This is a genomic window from Halopenitus malekzadehii (assembly GCF_900108505.1).
Lineage (GTDB): Archaea > Halobacteriota > Halobacteria > Halobacteriales > Haloferacaceae > Halopenitus > Halopenitus malekzadehii.
This window is the reverse complement of sequence record NZ_FNWU01000002.1, coordinates 186,167-202,283: the sequence shown is the minus strand read 5'-3', so window position 1 is coordinate 202,283 and position 16,117 is coordinate 186,167. Positions and strand designations below refer to the sequence as shown.

Annotated in this window: 14 protein-coding genes and 1 pseudogene; 3 read left to right on the top strand and 12 right to left on the bottom strand. The window is 67.3% G+C overall.

All coding sequences use genetic code 11. The features are described 5' to 3' along the window. Positions 1-7: 7 nt before the first annotated feature. From BLW38_RS06345 to BLW38_RS06295, 11 genes are all read right to left on the bottom strand, one after another. On the bottom strand, positions 8-1,729 hold the full coding sequence (locus BLW38_RS06345; RefSeq protein WP_092816101.1) for a tRNA uridine(34) 5-carboxymethylaminomethyl modification radical SAM/GNAT enzyme Elp3: 1,722 nt from the start codon (positions 1,727-1,729) through the stop codon (positions 8-10). Between the two features lie 88 nt (positions 1,730-1,817). Next, a complete protein-coding gene (locus tag BLW38_RS06340; protein ID WP_092816099.1) occupies positions 1,818-4,100 on the bottom strand; it encodes a DHH family phosphoesterase in 2,283 nt (760 codons plus the stop codon). Between the two features lie 106 nt (positions 4,101-4,206). Beyond that, on the bottom strand, positions 4,207-4,842 hold the full coding sequence (locus tag BLW38_RS06335) for a YIP1 family protein (protein WP_092816097.1): 636 nt from the start codon (positions 4,840-4,842) through the stop codon (positions 4,207-4,209). Between the two features lie 139 nt (positions 4,843-4,981). Next, positions 4,982-5,281: a hypothetical protein gene (locus tag BLW38_RS06330; RefSeq protein ID WP_092816095.1), complete on the bottom strand. Its 300-nt coding sequence runs from the start codon at positions 5,279-5,281 to the stop codon at positions 4,982-4,984. Between the two features lie 138 nt (positions 5,282-5,419). Continuing rightward, positions 5,420-6,400, bottom strand: a complete 981-nt coding sequence (fen, locus tag BLW38_RS06325; RefSeq protein WP_092816093.1) for a flap endonuclease-1 — start codon at positions 6,398-6,400, stop codon at positions 5,420-5,422. A 26-nt stretch (positions 6,401-6,426) separates the two neighbouring features. Next, positions 6,427-7,098 carry a GNAT family N-acetyltransferase gene (locus BLW38_RS06320; protein WP_092816091.1) on the bottom strand — a complete coding sequence of 224 codons (672 nt, stop codon included), beginning with the start codon at positions 7,096-7,098 and terminating at the stop codon, positions 6,427-6,429. A gap of 68 nt (positions 7,099-7,166) precedes the next feature. Next, entirely contained in the window at positions 7,167-7,625 is a 459-nt protein-coding gene (locus tag BLW38_RS06315) for a hypothetical protein (protein ID WP_092816089.1), read from the bottom strand. 3 nt (positions 7,626-7,628) lie between these two features. Next, positions 7,629-8,171 (bottom strand): DUF7342 family protein, encoded by a 543-nt coding sequence (locus BLW38_RS06310; RefSeq protein ID WP_092816087.1) that lies wholly within the window; start codon positions 8,169-8,171, stop codon positions 7,629-7,631. A gap of 242 nt (positions 8,172-8,413) precedes the next feature. Beyond that, positions 8,414-8,776, bottom strand: coding sequence for a hypothetical protein (locus tag BLW38_RS06305; protein ID WP_092816085.1), 363 nt, complete (start codon positions 8,774-8,776; stop codon positions 8,414-8,416). Positions 8,777-8,887: 111 nt separating this feature from the next. Next, complete coding sequence (locus BLW38_RS06300) at positions 8,888-10,045, bottom strand: MFS transporter (RefSeq protein WP_092816083.1); 1,158 nt, start codon at positions 10,043-10,045, stop codon at positions 8,888-8,890. Between the two features lie 67 nt (positions 10,046-10,112). Next, positions 10,113-11,825: a spermidine synthase gene (locus BLW38_RS06295; protein ID WP_092816081.1), complete on the bottom strand. Its 1,713-nt coding sequence runs from the start codon at positions 11,823-11,825 to the stop codon at positions 10,113-10,115. Between the two features lie 208 nt (positions 11,826-12,033). On the opposite strand from BLW38_RS06295, the gene hisD reads away from it, so the two are divergent. Together hisD and BLW38_RS06285 are read left to right on the top strand one after the other, a co-directional pair. Beyond that, entirely contained in the window at positions 12,034-13,329 is a 1,296-nt protein-coding gene (gene hisD, locus BLW38_RS06290; RefSeq protein WP_092816079.1) for a histidinol dehydrogenase, read from the top strand. A 137-nt stretch (positions 13,330-13,466) separates the two neighbouring features. Next, a pseudogene (locus BLW38_RS06285) lies at positions 13,467-13,544 on the top strand (AbrB/MazE/SpoVT family DNA-binding domain-containing protein); the annotation flags it as partial. A gap of 134 nt (positions 13,545-13,678) precedes the next feature. Here the strand turns inward: BLW38_RS06285 and aglF are convergent. Continuing rightward, complete coding sequence (gene aglF, locus BLW38_RS06275) at positions 13,679-14,470, bottom strand: UTP--glucose-1-phosphate uridylyltransferase AglF (RefSeq protein ID WP_092816077.1); 792 nt, start codon at positions 14,468-14,470, stop codon at positions 13,679-13,681. A 200-nt stretch (positions 14,471-14,670) separates the two neighbouring features. On the opposite strand from aglF, the gene aglM reads away from it, so the two are divergent. After that, complete coding sequence (aglM, locus tag BLW38_RS06270; protein WP_092816075.1) at positions 14,671-16,050, top strand: UDP-glucose 6-dehydrogenase AglM; 1,380 nt, start codon at positions 14,671-14,673, stop codon at positions 16,048-16,050. Positions 16,051-16,117: the final 67 nt, after the last annotated feature.

Genomic DNA, 16,117 nt, shown 5'->3' with positions numbered 1-16,117 from the left:
CTTCCGGCTACAGCCGCTTCGAGACGTAGGGGCCGTCCTGGTGATAGCCGAGTTTGTCGCGGTAATACTGTCGGGCGCCGATCCCGGAGATGACCGCGATCTTCCGGAAGCCGGCATCGTGCGCCAACTCCTCGGCGTGGTCGATGAGCCGACGCCCGTACCCCTTGTGCTGCCAGTCGCTGCCGCCCGCGCCGGCGTCCTCGCCGATCGCCGCCTCGCTGCCGTAGACGTGGAGCTCCCGGACGATCGCCGCGTCCGCCAGCTCGCGCCGGACCGGATCGGTCTCCGTGCCCGGCGTGCCGGGCTGGCCGGCCGCGTAGGAGGGGAATCGGAGCCGACAGAATCCCACGAGGAGGTCACGAACCGGATCCTCGAACGCGATGAAGTGCTCGGTCCCGCCGGCGACCTCGTAGGTCGTCGTCGACAACTCGATCGCGTCCGGATCGGGATCGGCGTCGTTCATCCCCACCTCCCGCGACCGGACGTCGCGGATCTCGATGCCCGTCTCCGCGGCCCGCTGCTCGGCGAGCTGCCGGAGGTTCGACTTCCAGACGCCCGCATCGATGAAGTCGGCTGGGATGTCCCGTTGGACGCGCTGAAGCCGGGTGTACTCGGGGATCTCGCCCATCATCTCGGCGATCAGGTCCGCGGCCGCCTCGTTGTCGAGGGGCTCGTACTCGTCGTTGTACCAGCTGTCGTACACCCGGGTGCCCCGAACCACGAGCGTCGGGTAGATCTTCAGGTAGTCAGGTTGCCAGTCGGGATTCTCGAAGAGCTGCCGGAAGTCCTCGAGACACATCTCCCGGGTCATCCCGGGCTGGCCGGGCATCATGTGGAAGCCGACCTTGAAGCCGGCGTCGCGCAGCCGTCGGTTGGCATCCTTCGAGGCCTGGGTGCCGTGGCCGCGGTGCATCTCGCGGTTGATCCGCTCGTAGGTCGTCTGGACGCCGACCTCGACCTTCGTGCCGCCGAGATCGAGCATCCGGTCGATCTGCTCGGGATCACACCAGTCGGGCTTCGTTTCGAAGGTGGTCCCGATGTTGCGGATCTCGTTCGTCTCGTTCTCGGCGATCACGTCCTCGAGGTACCGGAACTCGTGCTCGTCGGGGTCCTGCGCGAACGACTCGTCCTCGGCCGGCTCCGGGTCGGACTCGAGGTCGTAATCGTTCATCGCCTCGAGGGCGCGCTTGACGAACCACTCCTGGTAGTCGTGTGAGCGGGCCGTCATCGTCCCGCCCATCAGGATGAGTTCGACCTTGTCGACCGGGTGACCGATCGCCCGGAGCTGCTCGAGCCGGAGCGTGACCTGCCCGTAGGGGTCGTACTCGTTCTGCTCGCCGCGCGCGGCGGCCGGCTCGTGGCCCGTATACGACTGCGCGGAGGAGAACTCCGAGGCCGGCCCGCCCGGACAGTAGAGACATTTCCCGTGGGGACACAGCTCCGGCGAGGTCATGATCGCGACCGGGGAGACGCCGGAGGCGGTCCGCACCGGCTTGCGGCGCACGACCCGTTCGACCTCCTCGCGGGCGTCCTCGGGGGCGTGATCGAGGATGTCGGTGTTCTTCGGCACCTTCGGCGAGGAGTGGGTCGAGCAGACGTCGAGTTTGGCTGACTCGAGGTCGTCCCGGTCAATCTCGCCGGCGACGATCCGCTCGGCCAACTCCTCGCAGGCGGCGACGAACGCCTCGGGGGCGTCGGCGGATCCCTCGCTCGGGGCGTCGGTACTCATTGTGCGTGGATCGACGGGATTCGTGGTTAAGGGTGTCGCTCCGGCGGTTCGGGACCGAGATGAGGTCTTCGAAACTGAGACGATGTCTTCAGGCCGAGACGAGGTCCGCGACCGCGGCGATCACGGCGTCCTCGACGGCGTCGCGCTCGCCCGACAGGAACTCGATCGTGCCGTCGCGGACGCTTGCCGTCGAGATATCCGCGTCGGGGGCGATCTCGGCGGCCGCGGCGGCGATCTCGCGAACCGAGCTGTCGGCGGTCGACCGGAGGTAGAGTTCGTCGGTCCCGATGCCGAGCGTGACCGACACCTCGTCGGACTCGTGCGTCCGCCGGTGAAGCGTCTCGATCAGCAGCGCGGTCGGCGGGAAGTCGTAGCGGTGGGTGTAGGCGTCGGTGTCGAGGACGGTGAACCGGACGCCGTCGACGTCCTCGGTGTGGAGGTTCTCCCGCGCGGTGGCCAGTTCGGTCTCGAGCTTCTCGCGGAACTGCTCGGAAACGTGGACCGCCAGGTCGCCGGCGTCGTCGAACAGCAGGTCCTCGACGAGTTCGCGTTTGTCCTCGTAGGACTGGTAGTACGCCTCAAGCGCGATCGCCTCCCGAAGCTCGGCGACGCGGTCGGCGTCGTAGCCGGCATCGGCGGCGAGGTCGGCGTACGCCGCCGGCGTCCCGTCCCAGTAGCTCACGGCCGGGAGGTGGCGGAGGTCGTCGTGGACGTCGCCGTTGACGGTCGCGGCCAGCGAGGCCGAAAGCGCCCCGGTCGAGAGGTCGACATCGCCGTCGACGTCGGCAAGCTCCGGCGAAACGAGCGTGTCGACCGACTCGCGGGTTTCGGGGTCCGCGACCGCGGCGTCGATGACGACCGACGCGGCGTCGTAGACGTCGAGTAGCCCGATCCCGTCGGCCGACTCGACGGTCGATCCGGTGCCGACGAGCACGAACAGGGGGAGCTTCTCGTCGTGTCGGTCGCGATCCTGCAGCATTCGGGTAACGTCCGTGGTCGCGTCGTCCATCTCGTAGACGGACCCTTCGAGCGGACGCCGGGTGAAGTAGTGGTAGACGGCGTCGCGTTTCGCGTGTTCCTCCCGGATGAGCGGCAGGGCCGCACGCTCGATCGCCGCGCCGGCGACGTAGCCGTCGGCCGTGGCGGGGTGGCGAACCACGATCGGCCGGGACTCGAGGACGGCCCGGCGGATCGCCTCCGCCGCGTCGAGGACGTCCTCGGAAAGCGCCGTGACGGCCTCGTCCGCGACCAACGCGTCGAGTTCGTCCGGACGGGCCCGGTCGGAGAGGGCCTCGGCAAGCCGTCGCTCGACTGCTTCCGCGTCCGCGCCCTCAAGGACCGCCAGTCCCTCGGTCTCGAGTTGGATCTCCTCTCGGCGGCGTTCGACCTCCCCGTCGATCCGGACGATGTCGCCGAGTTCGACGCCCGGATACGCACGAACGCCGGCCTCGACGAAGGCGGCGACGTCGACCACGCCGGTTTCGTCACGGACCTCAAAGACCGTCGGCCCGCCGGTCTGGCGAACGCTCACGACCTCGCCCTCGATCCGAACCGATTCCGAGACGCGATCGGTGAGCGTCTCGACCCGCACGCGGTCGTAGTCGGCAGTGGGTGCGGGTTCGTCATCGGTTTGATCGCCGTCAGCCGTCGGCTTCTCACCGGTCGTTGCTTCCGTTTCGACCGTCTCGTCGGCCCCGGACGTTTCCGTCCCCGCCGTCTCCTCATTCGCGGTCGGGTCCTCTGCGGCGTCGATCTCACTCATCGCCGAGTTCTCGGCCGCGTCGGTTTCCGTTTCGGCCGCCGCGACGTCACCGCTGCGCCCGTTTCCCTCGCCTACCGCACCGGCGTCCGCGTGGGCTTCGTCCGTGTCGTCTTCGTTGGCCTCGCCCGTCTCGTCGATTTCGTCCGTGGTGTCCTCGACGTCGTCTCCGTCCGAATCGCCAGCGTCGTCTCCGTTCGAATCGCCAGCGTCATCTCCATCCGAGTCGTCGTCATCGGGCAGTCGCGACGTCCCGTCCTCCTGGACGAGCGTGCCGCGGAACTCCCGAATCGACTGGCGGATCGACCATCCCAAGTCGACGTTGCCGTTGTCGCGGACGTTCTTCACCTGGACGAAGACGGCGTCGCCGGGCTCCCACTCGAGGGATTCGAGCCGCTGATCGAGCTCGGAGCGGTGCAACAGTCCAGTGACGCCGGGCGCGAGATCGACGAAGACGCCGAAGTCGGCGTAGCCGTCGACGGTGCCGCGGTAGAATCGATTCGAAACGAGTTCGTCCGGGGCGTTCCCGCGAAAGTCGAACACGACGTCCTCCTCGTGGGAGTCGCAGATGCGACCGTCCACGGAGGCGCCGCAGATGATACAGGATCCCATTTGATGTGATAAAAATCCTCCCGCCTAAAACGGTTGTCGAAAGCCATCCGGCGTGGGAACCGCGGTCAATCGCCCGGGACGACGGACGAACCGCCCGAATCGGCAGCTACCCCCCTACCAGTGCTCGGAACGCGAACAGTGATCGATACCCGAATCCGAACCCGATGACCGCCGGCGGCAGGATCGCGATGACGGTACGGGGCCAGGAGAGATCGTGAATCCTTCGAAACCCGATCACGAGCAATCCCGTGGCGTAGATCGCACACGCGATCCTGAGCGCCGGGATGGGCGGGCCGGCGATCGCGAACGGCGCCGACGCGTACGCGACGACCTGAACAGTCTCGCTCACGCCACCCCGGTCGGCCGTCCCGATCGATCCCGTTTCCGTCCGTCGCAGGCTCGCGACGATAACCGCGATCACCCCCGCGACCGCCGTCAGGTGGAGCCCGACCGGCGCGGCCAACACTCCGACGAGAACGAGAGCCACCGCTGCTGAGGCACCGGTAGAGAGCGCACCCGTCCCCGCGATCGCGGGGATAACGGCCGGATCGGCCAGGAACCAGCCCGCCGTGAACGCCACCGCGACGGCCATCGCGAACGTCAATCCGGGCGCTTGGTCGCCGGGACTCACCCCGTTCCGGAAGAACCGCCCCGGTCGGCGGAGGACCTCGCTCCACGCCCGCGCCAGCCCGCGCGGGCCGCGAGCGCGCCCGCCGGTCGGGTTCTCGATCCACGTGGTCACGGCTCCCCGTTGGAACGGTGTGCGTAGAACGGTTGCGATCGACCGCCGCAGTCGCGGTTTGTCGCCCCGGATCCGCGATCAGGGCCCGTCCGATAACGATGTCACGAAGTCCGCGGTTGCCGTCGATGCCACGCTGTGGTTAGCTATCGACGCCCGCAGTGGTGTCGGTGGCGTCGCCCGCGGTATCAGCGCCGGCAGAGCCGGCTCCGCCGGCACCGGCGTTTTCAGCGCCCGCACCGCTCTCGCCGCCGGGCGTCAGCTCGGAGATCGTCTCGCCGAGCCCGCCTTCACCGCCGCCGAACGACCGAATGGCGTCGTGGATCTCGCCCACGAAATCGGGCACTGCACCCGGCAGGTCGGCCGGCGGTCCGGCGAGCGCGATCGTGTCCGCCAGGTCGGTACCCCAGGTCACAAGCAGCATCGGGTCGGTTTCGAACATTGCAACTCGGGGTACTGGTCGGGGGATAATGAGGGGTGGCAGTCGTGAACCCGTTTTTAGCCGAATTACGGCGATTCAACCGCTGTAGCGTGTGTTTTAATCCGGATTAACGGTTTCACCGGCGGCACGAGCTGCCCGTCACGTCCACCGGTCGAGACCGGTCTGGGCGATCGACTCCTCGATGCGTTCGAATCCGCGTTCGACCTCGGCCGGGTCGACCTCCCACTCCTCGGTCACGTACCGGCGGGCCGCCTCGAGGTCGGGATCGAGGGTCGTGTCGATCGCGTAGTCCTCGCGGACCGGCGGGTCGAGAAAGAGGGACCGGATCGCCACCGCGTCGGGAATGCTCTCCCCACGCGCCTCCAGGACGCCCCAGAGGTCGCCGTGCTCCTCGATCTCCGAGACGGCCGTCTTAGGACCGATACCCGCGATCCCCTCGTTGAAGTCGGTGCCACAGAGCATCGCCACGTCGACGAGCCCCTCGCGCATCAGTCCCAGCTCCTCAAGCGTCGCCTCCAGCTCCATCAGCTCCGGATCCCCCTTGCTGGTGAGCTGCCGGAGCGTTGCGGGGGCGCCGAACAGCAGCGTGTCGTAGTCCTCGCTGCCCGCGTAGTCGACGTCGCCGACCGCGTTCATGTGGGCACACTGCGCCTCGCCCTCCGCGGGCGCCTCGATGACGGGCACGTCGAGGCGGTCGAGCAGGCCCCGCGTCGTCTCCTGAATGATGTCGGTCAACCGCTGGGTGCGCGCCTCCAGCCGCGCGGCCTCGACGGCGTCACCGCGCTCTTCGGCCTCGGCGAGGCGCTCCTCGGCCGCCTCCCGCTTCTCGCGCCGGTCGGCGATCTCCCGACTTTTGAACTCGGTCACCTCGCCGTCGAAGACGAAGACGGGGACGAGGTCGTGTTCGAAGAACTTCGGAAGCCCCTGCACGATCCCCACGAGGTTGGCGACCTCGGTTCCCTCGGCGGTCGTGTAGACGTTGTCACGCGTCCACTTGACCGTCGTCGTCAGGTACCGGTACAGCCAGTTGTGCGCGTCCACCGCGACGACGCTCCCTTCGATGTCCGCGAACGCGACGTCGCGGATCGACGCCAGCGAACGCAGGTCGGCGTTTCCCATCGTTCGGAGTTCGTCGGCGCGACGTCTTAAAAAGCCCCCTCGACCAGCGGCGGCGGATCGCCGCCACGCCGGTCCGCGAGGAACGACGCCTCCGGCTCCCCACGATCACGCTCACGATAGACGTCCAACCCCGATCGATACGTCTCGGCGTCGAGGGCGGCCGGCGCGTCGACCGGCCGTTCGAGAACCAGCTCCGCGACCCCGGTCTCCCGGCCGGTGAACGCGAAGCCGACCTTATAAAGCGCCTCGTAGGCGAACGGGTTGTTCACGCCGATCCGGATCCGATCGACGGCGTCGGTCCGGTTCGCGGCGCTCCCCTCTCGGCCCCGTCGATCACGAACGCACCGCACCAGATCGGCGACGAGACGCGGGCCAAGCCCCTCGCCTCGCCGCGCCGTGTGTACCGAGACGTACCGGATCCACAGGGTGCTCGGGTCCGTCCGGTCCCGGTTGAACGCGACTGCGGCGACGACGTCGTCAGCGAGGGAGGCCGTTTCGGCGTCGGCATCCGGCCGCGGGGCCGGGTCGGGACGCGACGGATCGGGCTCCCAATCCGGGGCGACCGCATCCGGCGTCTCCGCTCGGAGCACGGCGACGCCGGTCCCCGAAGTCGCGAACTTGCCGGCGTAGCTGAACGCCCGGTAGTCGAGCCGGAGCGTCGGGTCCTCGTCTGGCCAGCCGAGCAGTTCGAACTCCATCCTGCGCGTGCTTCGCGCGGGACGCCCTTGAGCGTGACCGTCGTGAGCGTGGCGCACCTTCCGGAGAGTTAGGAGTTTCCGTTCTCGTACTGGTATGTCGGACGGACGTTCTCGATCAGATCGTCGACGATCTCCCAGAGGATCAGGGAGGGCGTTTCGTGTTGGAACGTGATGCCCCATCGACCCGTTTCATCGATGAGCGAGTACTGGAAATGTGCCCGCCCGAGATCGGGGTGATCCTCGTCCTGATGCCACCCGGCGTGGAAATCCGCATTCGGGTCGGTGTAGTTGATGCGGAACCAGTCGTCCGGTTCCTGCCGATACCATTTGACGATCAATTTCGGAGACTCGGGGCCCGTTGGCGGGGCAAGGCGATCCGGATCGAAGACCGCCCGCAGCCGTGTCGCCTCGATGTCGTCGGGGACGTACTCCACCGCCGTGATCTGCGGAACGCGGTCGAGAACGTCCCGCTTCAGTTGGGAATATAACGCCGCGTTCGGGTCACCACCCGGATGTGGCACCGACATCCGTTAGCCGTTCGCCTCCGCAGGCTCCGTCGTCGGAGCGAGGAAGTCCCACTCCCGCACGGCGAACCCGACGATTCGGATCCGGCGCTGGAGTCGTTCCCACTCGCGTGCGATCTCTCTCCGACGGTCCGCCTCGTCCGTCTCGAGGGTTTCGTCGGCGAGCGTCCCGCGGAGTTGGTTCGGCGAGTCGACGTCGAATTCGTTCTGCCAACTTCGGATCCGTGCGTTCATTTCGGCGAGCCGATCCGTGAGTTCCTCCACGGTGTGCTCGCCGTCCCGAAGACGCATTGCCTCCTGCATCGCCTGGCGACGGTAATCGGGATAGTACGTGGTGTGAGCCCCATCGTCATCGCGATGCAGGATTCCGTCGTCAATGAGCCGCTCTAGAACGCGCTTCGTCGGTTCGTGTGACCAGCCCGCTTCCTCGGCGATCCAGTTCGCCGTTCGCGGTTCCGAGAGCTGGCGAGCGACCATTCGAACCCGGTCCTCCCCCGTCGTGTGGCGGTCCAATGGCTCGCTCCCGGCGTTCGATGCGTCGTTGGTCATAGTGCATCGTATCCGCCCTATCTTAATATAGGTTTAGGACGTTCGAGATATATCGAATTTATCTTCGATCCACGCGGGATCGAAGTGAAACGGTCGAATCGAGACGAGCCCCCCGTGGGAAGTAGATCTCCGGATCAGGATGGAAGCCGCCCGGTCCGTTTACGGCCGCTCCTTCGAGTCGTTCTCACGCAACGCTTCGTTCCGTCGGCACGTTCGACCCGGAGTCGGATACCATACCGTTCTCACAGACCGATGCCGAGGAAGATCGACGCGATGAAAACTACCACGAGGAGGAACCCCACCGAGAGGAGTACGCCGACAACGATCAGCAGCGGGCTGCCGTCGGATGAGTACGTTCCACCGACTTGCCTGCGGGAGTTCGTGATGACACGTCGAACGTGAAACGGAGCCACGATATGTGCAAGCAGTCCGAAATGAGCGGTAAAGAAGCACAGAGCCGCAATCCCCGTCTTGCCGACCAGATAGTATGCTGCCGGCGGGTACACGAGTGCGACCAGCGTCGTGGTGTTCTTCCCGCGTGCAGCCACTTTCTGTCGCTCATACTGTTGATACTCGTTCAGTTGCCCGGATGTTTCCGAACTCATGGCTATGTCCGCTATGCGACAACATATAAATTCAATGTTATTTATTTTATGTGATTATATATGGTTGAGAAGATCGAGCGGTGGGAGTGACGAAGCCGAGGGGACCTCGAGTCAGGCCGGAAGTCGCCCGGCCCGTTCGAGGCCGGCGAACACGGACAGGGTCACGAGGAGGCCGATCGCGGCCGTCACGAACACCGCGTCGTAGGTGTAGCCGCGTTCTATCAGGGTTCCGAGAACCGCCGACCCGACCGACTGCGACAGCATCCAGACGGCGCTGAAGACGGCGTAGGCGCTTCCGCGGGTCGAATCCGGCAGCGCGGTCAGGATGTAGGCGTCCGTCGCCGGGAAGATGGCATGGATGACGAACCCGATGACGGCGGAGATCACCGCGAGCGCGACGAGGCCGTCGACGGCGACCAGCACCAGGAGGCTCGCCGCGAAGGCGCCGCCGATGCCCAGCAGCACCGGGACCGACGGCAGGCGGTCGACCACTTCGCCGGCGACGACGAAGGCGGGGACGCCGGCCGCGAAGACGATCGTCAGCATCGCGGACGCTGCCGCCGGGGACAGGCCGCGGGACCGCATATACAGCTCGTAGAAGTTGAACACGCCCTGCCAGACGAAGACGGCGGCGCCGGCAAGCCCCAACGCGGCGAGGATGATCCGCCACTCTGAGCGCGCACCCGCGATGAGCGACCGGTCCGCCGCGCCCGCGTCGGGCAGCTCGGTCGCGCGAGCCTGGATCGCGGTATACACCGTGACCACGGCGGCGCCGACGGCGATCGTCCAGATCGCGTACCGCCAGTCGATCCCCACCCAGACGGCGACGAGGGGTGCCGCCGCCACGGCGGCCAGCTGGGTCGCCCCGCCGTGGATCCCGATCACGCGACCGACCCGACTCGGGAACAGTTCGCTTAAAAGCGGATTCGCCGCGACGAAGTACGCCCCGGAAGCGGCTCCCATACAGAAGGACCCGACCATCAGCTGCGGGACGGTCACGGCCGCGCCGGTGAGCGCCGCCGATGCCGCGAGAATGCCCCCCGAGACGAGGACGAGATGATGTCGCGGGACGCGCGTGAGGAGCCACCCGGCCGGAAGCCGGAGCGATGCACTCCCGAGCCACGTGAGCGTCACGATCAGGCCCGCGGTCGCCTCGCCGATGCCGAACTCGGAGATGAAGACGTTCAAAAGCGGCGCGAAAACGACTCTCGCGAGGTTGAGAAAGAAGACGAGCCCGCAAAGCGATCCCAGCAGGCGACGGCGACTCACGGCGACCGTTCGAACGGCGGCGGGTCAAGCGTTCCGGATCCGGTTCGCGGGGGCTGTGGCTCCGGTTTTAATCGGCGAGGGGAAGTGCAGGTTCGGCCGGCCCGGACTCGAGGCGTACCGGTGAGACGCGCTGTCGATCGCCACCGTTCTCGGGAGCTCCACCGTCCTCGGGATCGCCACCGTCGCCCTCGCTCCCCGCCGAGGCGTTCTCGACCGATCCCGCCTCGTCGATCACGTACCGCTGGCCGACCATCGGGTCGAGTAGGCTGTCCACGGGTGCGTAGTCGTCCCGAAGGACCGGCGCGTCGCCGACGTTCTCCTCGGTGCGATAGTCACCGATCTCCGCGGACAGATCGATCCCGATGTCGCGGCGCTCGTTGCGTTCCCGGAGGGTTTCCTCGGTCACGACCGTGGCGTTCTTTGTCGCGACCATCTCGATGTTCTGGATGACGCCGCCGCCGGCGGTCGGGAACGAGTAGACGGTGGGATAGACCGCGTTCATCGTGGCGTATTCCGCGCGGTAAAAGCGCGAGGCCGGGCCGCTCGGCGCGGAGATGACGTTCGCGAAGACCATCCCGTCATCGCTGAGGCGGTCATTCGACAGCTCCATGAACTCCTTCGTGGTGAGCTGGAAGGGGACCTTGTCCTTCTTGTAGGCGTCCAGAACGATCAGGTCGTAGGTCTCGTTCGTGTTGCGGAGGTATCGTCGACCGTCGTCGTTGTGGATCCGCAGCTGCTCCGACTCCTCGACGTCGAAGTACTGCTTCGCGACGTCGATCACCTCGGGGTCGATCTCGACGACGTCGACGGTGGCGTCGTACTCCTCGACGAACCGCTTCGGGCCGGTGAACCCGCCCCCGCCGATGAACAGGACGCGATCGATGTCGTCGGGATCGTCGGCGAAGAGGTACGGCAGGTGGAAGTATCGCGTGTAGGAGAAGACGTGTCGGTCGGGGTTCGACAGGTCCATCGCGCTGTGGCGCTGCCCGTCGAGGTAGAGGGTTCGCGTATCGCCGCTGTCGATCACCTCGAGCTGCTGGTAGGGCGTCTGGGTCTGGTAGACGACCTGTCCCTCCGGGGCGACCCCGGCCGCGCCGCTCGAGAACGCCGCCACGAGGACGACGAGGACGCCGACGACCGCAAGGATCGAGTCTCGGGAGGGGGACGGAAACAGGAGGAACGCGGCGGTGGCGACGAGCAGCAGCCCGAAGACGAGCCCGATCGCGTCGACGCCGAGGCCCGGGATCAGGAAGTAGGTCGTCCCGAACGCGCCGACGATGCTGCCGATCGTCCCGACCGCGTAGACGTGGCCCGAGGCCCGGCCGAGCCCCTCCTTCCGGGAGAGCTCCGCCCCGTAGGGGCTGATGAACCCGAGCAGGTACGTCGGTGGCCCGAACAGCAGGACGACCGCCGGCAGGGACGCGACCCGGCTCGGCAGGGGGAACGCCACCGTCGACCGCAACAGCAGGTCGCCGGCGAACACGAGCAGCGCGACCCAGACCGCCGTCCCCAACAGGAGCCTGGCCAGCCGTCGCTCGGTCGCCTCCTCGGTCGCGAGTTTTCCCCCGCGGTGGTAGCCGGCGCTCAACGCGGCGAGGAAGACGCCGATGATCGTCCCCCACGTGTAGATGCTGCTCCCGAACTGCGGCGCGACGATCCGGCCCGCGAGGATCTCCAGGCCCATACTCGCGACGCCCGAGACGAACACCGCCGCCTCGGGTTTGCTCACGCGCCCGTCGAGAACCGCCGCCGGGGTCGGCGTCGAGGAGGAATCGGCCATTACCGTCGTTCCGGCACGGATCGTGTTAAGGGTTGGCGACGGACGGTCGGGTTCGGAACCGCCCACGAACGCCCTCCACGAACGCCCCCCACGAACGCGGACCCCGACATCCGGAACGCCTTTTTCGGCGCATCGCCCAGTTCGGGGTATGACTGCACGCACGGAGCGATACCGATGACTGGGAGAAACCGATGATCGGGCGGAACCGATGACCGAGGAATCACTCCTTGACGTCCGGTCGATCGCCGACCTCTCGCCCGACCACCGGCGCGCGTTCTTCCAGCGCGACGCCGGGATCGGGGCGGTCCGCGATGACGTCCGCGACATCGTCGACCGCGTTCGAACCGAGGGCGACGTCGCCATCCGGGAGTTCGCCGAGGCGTTCGACGACGTCTCGGTCGGCAACATCGACGTCACCGACGCGGCCGAACGGGCACACGCCGAGTTCGCGGACGCCGACGATCCCCGCCTCGACGCGATCCGCGAGGCGGCCGCGAACGTCCGGGCCTTCCACGAGCAGCAGGTCCCGGAGGACTACCGCGAGACCGTCGACGGACGCGAGCTCGGCCGCCGGTTCCGTCCGATCGAGCGCGCGGGCGTCTACGTCCCCGGCGGTACCGCGGCGTACCCCTCAAGCGCGATCATGGGCATCGTTCCCGCCAGAGTTGCCGGCGTCGACCACGTCGCAGTGGCGACCCCGCCGGCGGACGAGATCAACCCGGTCACGCTTGCGGCCATCCACGAGGCCGGCGCGGACGCGGTCTATCAGGTCGGTGGCGCGCAGGCGATCGCCGCGCTCGCGTACGGCACCGAGACCGTAACGGGCGTCCAGACCGTGGTCGGCCCCGGCAACCGCTGGGTGACGGCTGCGAAGGCCGAGGTGCGTGGCGACGTCGAGATCGACTTCCTCGCCGGGCCGAGCGAGATCCTCGTGCTCGCGGACGCGACTGCGGATCCCGAATACGTCGCCGCAGATCTGCTCGCGCAGGCGGAACACGACCCGAACGCCTCCGTCGTCGCGGTGACGGACGACGAAGGCACCGCGGCGGCGATCGTCGACGCGGTGGTCGACGGGATCGAGGGTCGCGACCGTGAGGAGACGATCCGTGAGGCCCTCGCGGCCGACGCGTCGGGTGTCCTTCTCGCCCGCTCGATGTCCGAGGCGGTGCTGTTCGCCGAGGAGTACGCCGCCGAGCACCTGTCGATCCAGGCCGACGACGACGAGGCGCTTCTCGACCGGATCACGAACGTCGGCTCGGCGTTCCTCGGCCCGTACTCGCCGGTCGCAGCGGGCGATTACGCCGCGGGCCCGAACCACGTGCTCCCAACGAACGGCGGCGCGAAGCGCTACGGCGGTCTCTCGACGGAGACGTTCCTCCGGTCCTCGACCGTGCAGCGGCTCGACCGCGAGGCGCTCGCGGACCTGTCGGACACGATCACGACGCTCGCCGAGGCGGAGGGGCTCGAGGCACACGCCGAGAGCATCCGGCGGCGGCTCGAGTAACGGTTCGGGGACGGCTCGACTAGCGGTCCGGGGACGTTCCGATCGCCGTGCGAGAGACGGTGCGTCCGTTCATTGTCCAGCCATTCTAGTGTGGGCGCACACTACAATTTATGAACGGTGACGGCATACTCGCGACTATGAGCAGTGAGCGTGTCGATTCGGAAAGCACGGTTTCGGGGAACCAAGCGAACATTCCGGCTCGCATCCGCCGGGAACGGATACCTCTACGCGTTCGACGACGGCTTTGACGTTGCGGAGGACGTCTACCGCCTCGAGACCGCGATCAATCCGTATCAGCCGGAGTGAGTCCTCGCGACGGACCGCCGATCGCGTTTGGGGCTTCGGCGCCCTACGTCGTTGCCGTTCCGTCCGCGTCGACCGGCGTCTCGTCGGTTTCCTCGCCCGTTTCCGTCTCGGATCCCGCGTCGTCGTCGGTGGTGAGTCGGCGTTCGGCCTCGTCGCGGTCTTCGGGGTAGCCGACGTCGATCCGCCAGCCGTCCAGGCCGATCGCGTCGATCGTGCGGCCGGACTGGATCAGCAGGTCGATCGCGTCAGAGAGTTCGTACTCGCCGCGGTCGGAGGGTTGGGTGAGATGACAGGCGTGGAAGATCGCGGGCGTGAACGTGTAAAAGCCGGTCATCACGAGGTTGCTCGGCGGGTCGTCGGGTTTCTCGATCACGTCGGTGATCTCGCCGTACTGGTTCGTGTCACAAACTCCGTACCGGGACGCGTCCTCCCAGGGGACTTCCTCGACCAGAAAGGCCGCATCGGCGCGATCCTCGCGTTGGCGGCGGACGACGTCCTCGAGGTTCGCGTCGAAGACGTTGTCGCCGAGGATGAGCATAAAGTCGTCGTCGATGTGCTCCTCGACGGTGAGCAGCGCGTGCGCGAGTCCCTTCGCCTCGCGCTGGTGGGCGTAGGTGATCGGGACGCCCTCATAAGCATCGCCGTAGTGGTCGATGATGACCTCCTTTTTATACCCGACCACGACCACGAGCTCGTCGGCACCCAGCTCGATGAGTCGGTCGAAACAATGCGTCAGGATGGGAACCCCGGCCACCTCGACCATCCCCTTCGGTTTGTCGTCGGTCAGCGGACGCAATCGCGTCCCCTGGCCGGCCGCGAGTACGACTGCCTTCATACGCCGAGGATCCGGCCCATCCGCTTAAATATCTTCGTGGGTCGGGCGCCGGAGCAAACCGAGTGACCGCTCGACGTCGACCACGAAGTACTTGGCGCCGACCGCGAACGCACCCGACGCCGGCCGCGAACGCACCCAGCGTCGACCACGGATCCCCCGGCGACGGAAGACTCTTGACTCGCGACCGCTCTTCAGCGGGTATGCACGTCACCGTCGTCGGCAGCGGCTACGTGGGCACGACGCTCGCCGCCTCGCTGGCCGACCTCGGCCACACGGTCACCGCGATCGACATCGACGAGGACGTCGTCGCCACGCTGAACGCCGGCGAGGCGCCGATCCACGAGCCCGGACTCGAGGATCTGATCGCCGAACACGCCGGCGACCGACTCACGGCGACGACCGACTACGGCGCGATCCCGGACTCCGATCTGACCTTCCTCGCGGTCCAGACCCCCTCGAATTCCGACGGCTCGCTCGATCTGACTGCCCTGGCGGCCGCGACCGAGATGACCGGTGAAGCGATCGCAGCAGGCGGCGATGATGGCGCGAGCGGAGACGGTGGCGCGATCGGAGACGGGGCGGGCGCAGATATCGCGGCCGCGGACGATGCCGCTCCACACCTCGTCGTCGTGAAGAGTACGGTTACGCCCCCGGCATTGGCCGAGCTTCGAGCGGCGTTGGCTTCAGGTGCCGGAACCGCGACCGGAGCCGACGGGGCGGTGCCTCGCGCGGAGCTCGCGACGAACCCGGAGTTCCTCCGGGAAGGCACCGCGGTCTCGGATTTCCGTGATCCGGATAAGCTCGTTTTCGGGACCGAGTCGTCGTGGGCGCTCGACCGTCTCGAAGAGCTGTATGAGACGCTTTTAAAGGAAACGGACGTGCCAGTCGTGCGGACGGATCCGGAGACGGCGATGATGATCAAGTATGCGAACAACGCGTTTCTGTCGGCGAAGATCTCGCTAGTCAACGATCTGGGGAACGCGTGTAAGGAGTTCGGACTCGACGCCTACGAGGTGATGGACGCGATCGGGCTCGACGACCGCATCTCCGAGCAGTTCCTCCGCTCCGGAGTCGGTTGGGGCGGGAGCTGCTTCCCCAAGGACGTGGACGCGCTCCGGGCGGCATCCCGGGAGGCAGGCTACGATCCCGCCCTCTTAAATGCTGCCGTCGAAGTGAACGACGGCCAGCCCCAGCGACTGCTCGAGTTGCTCGATCGCCACGCCGACGTCGCGGGCGAGCGCGTGGCGGTTCTCGGCCTCGCTTTTAAACCTGGGACGGACGACGTCCGCAACTCGCGGGCGATCCCGGTGATCGACGGACTCCACGAGCGCGGCGCCGACGTCGTCGGCTACGACCCGGTCGCGACCGAGACTATGCGCGAGCGGTTCCCCGACCTCGAATACGCCCCCGACGCCGCCACGGCCCTCGAGGGTGCCGCGGCCGCAGTCGTCGTCACCGACTGGGACGAGTTCGCGGCACTCGACGAGGAGTTCGACGCGATGGCCGATCCGGTCGTCATCGACGGCCGCCGAATCGTCGAGCGCCGCGAGGGCCTCACTTATGAAGGCCTGACGTGGTGACCGGCCAACGGAAGGGTCGACGATGATGAAGACGGTCGTGAATCGCCGTGCGAATCACCGTGCGGTT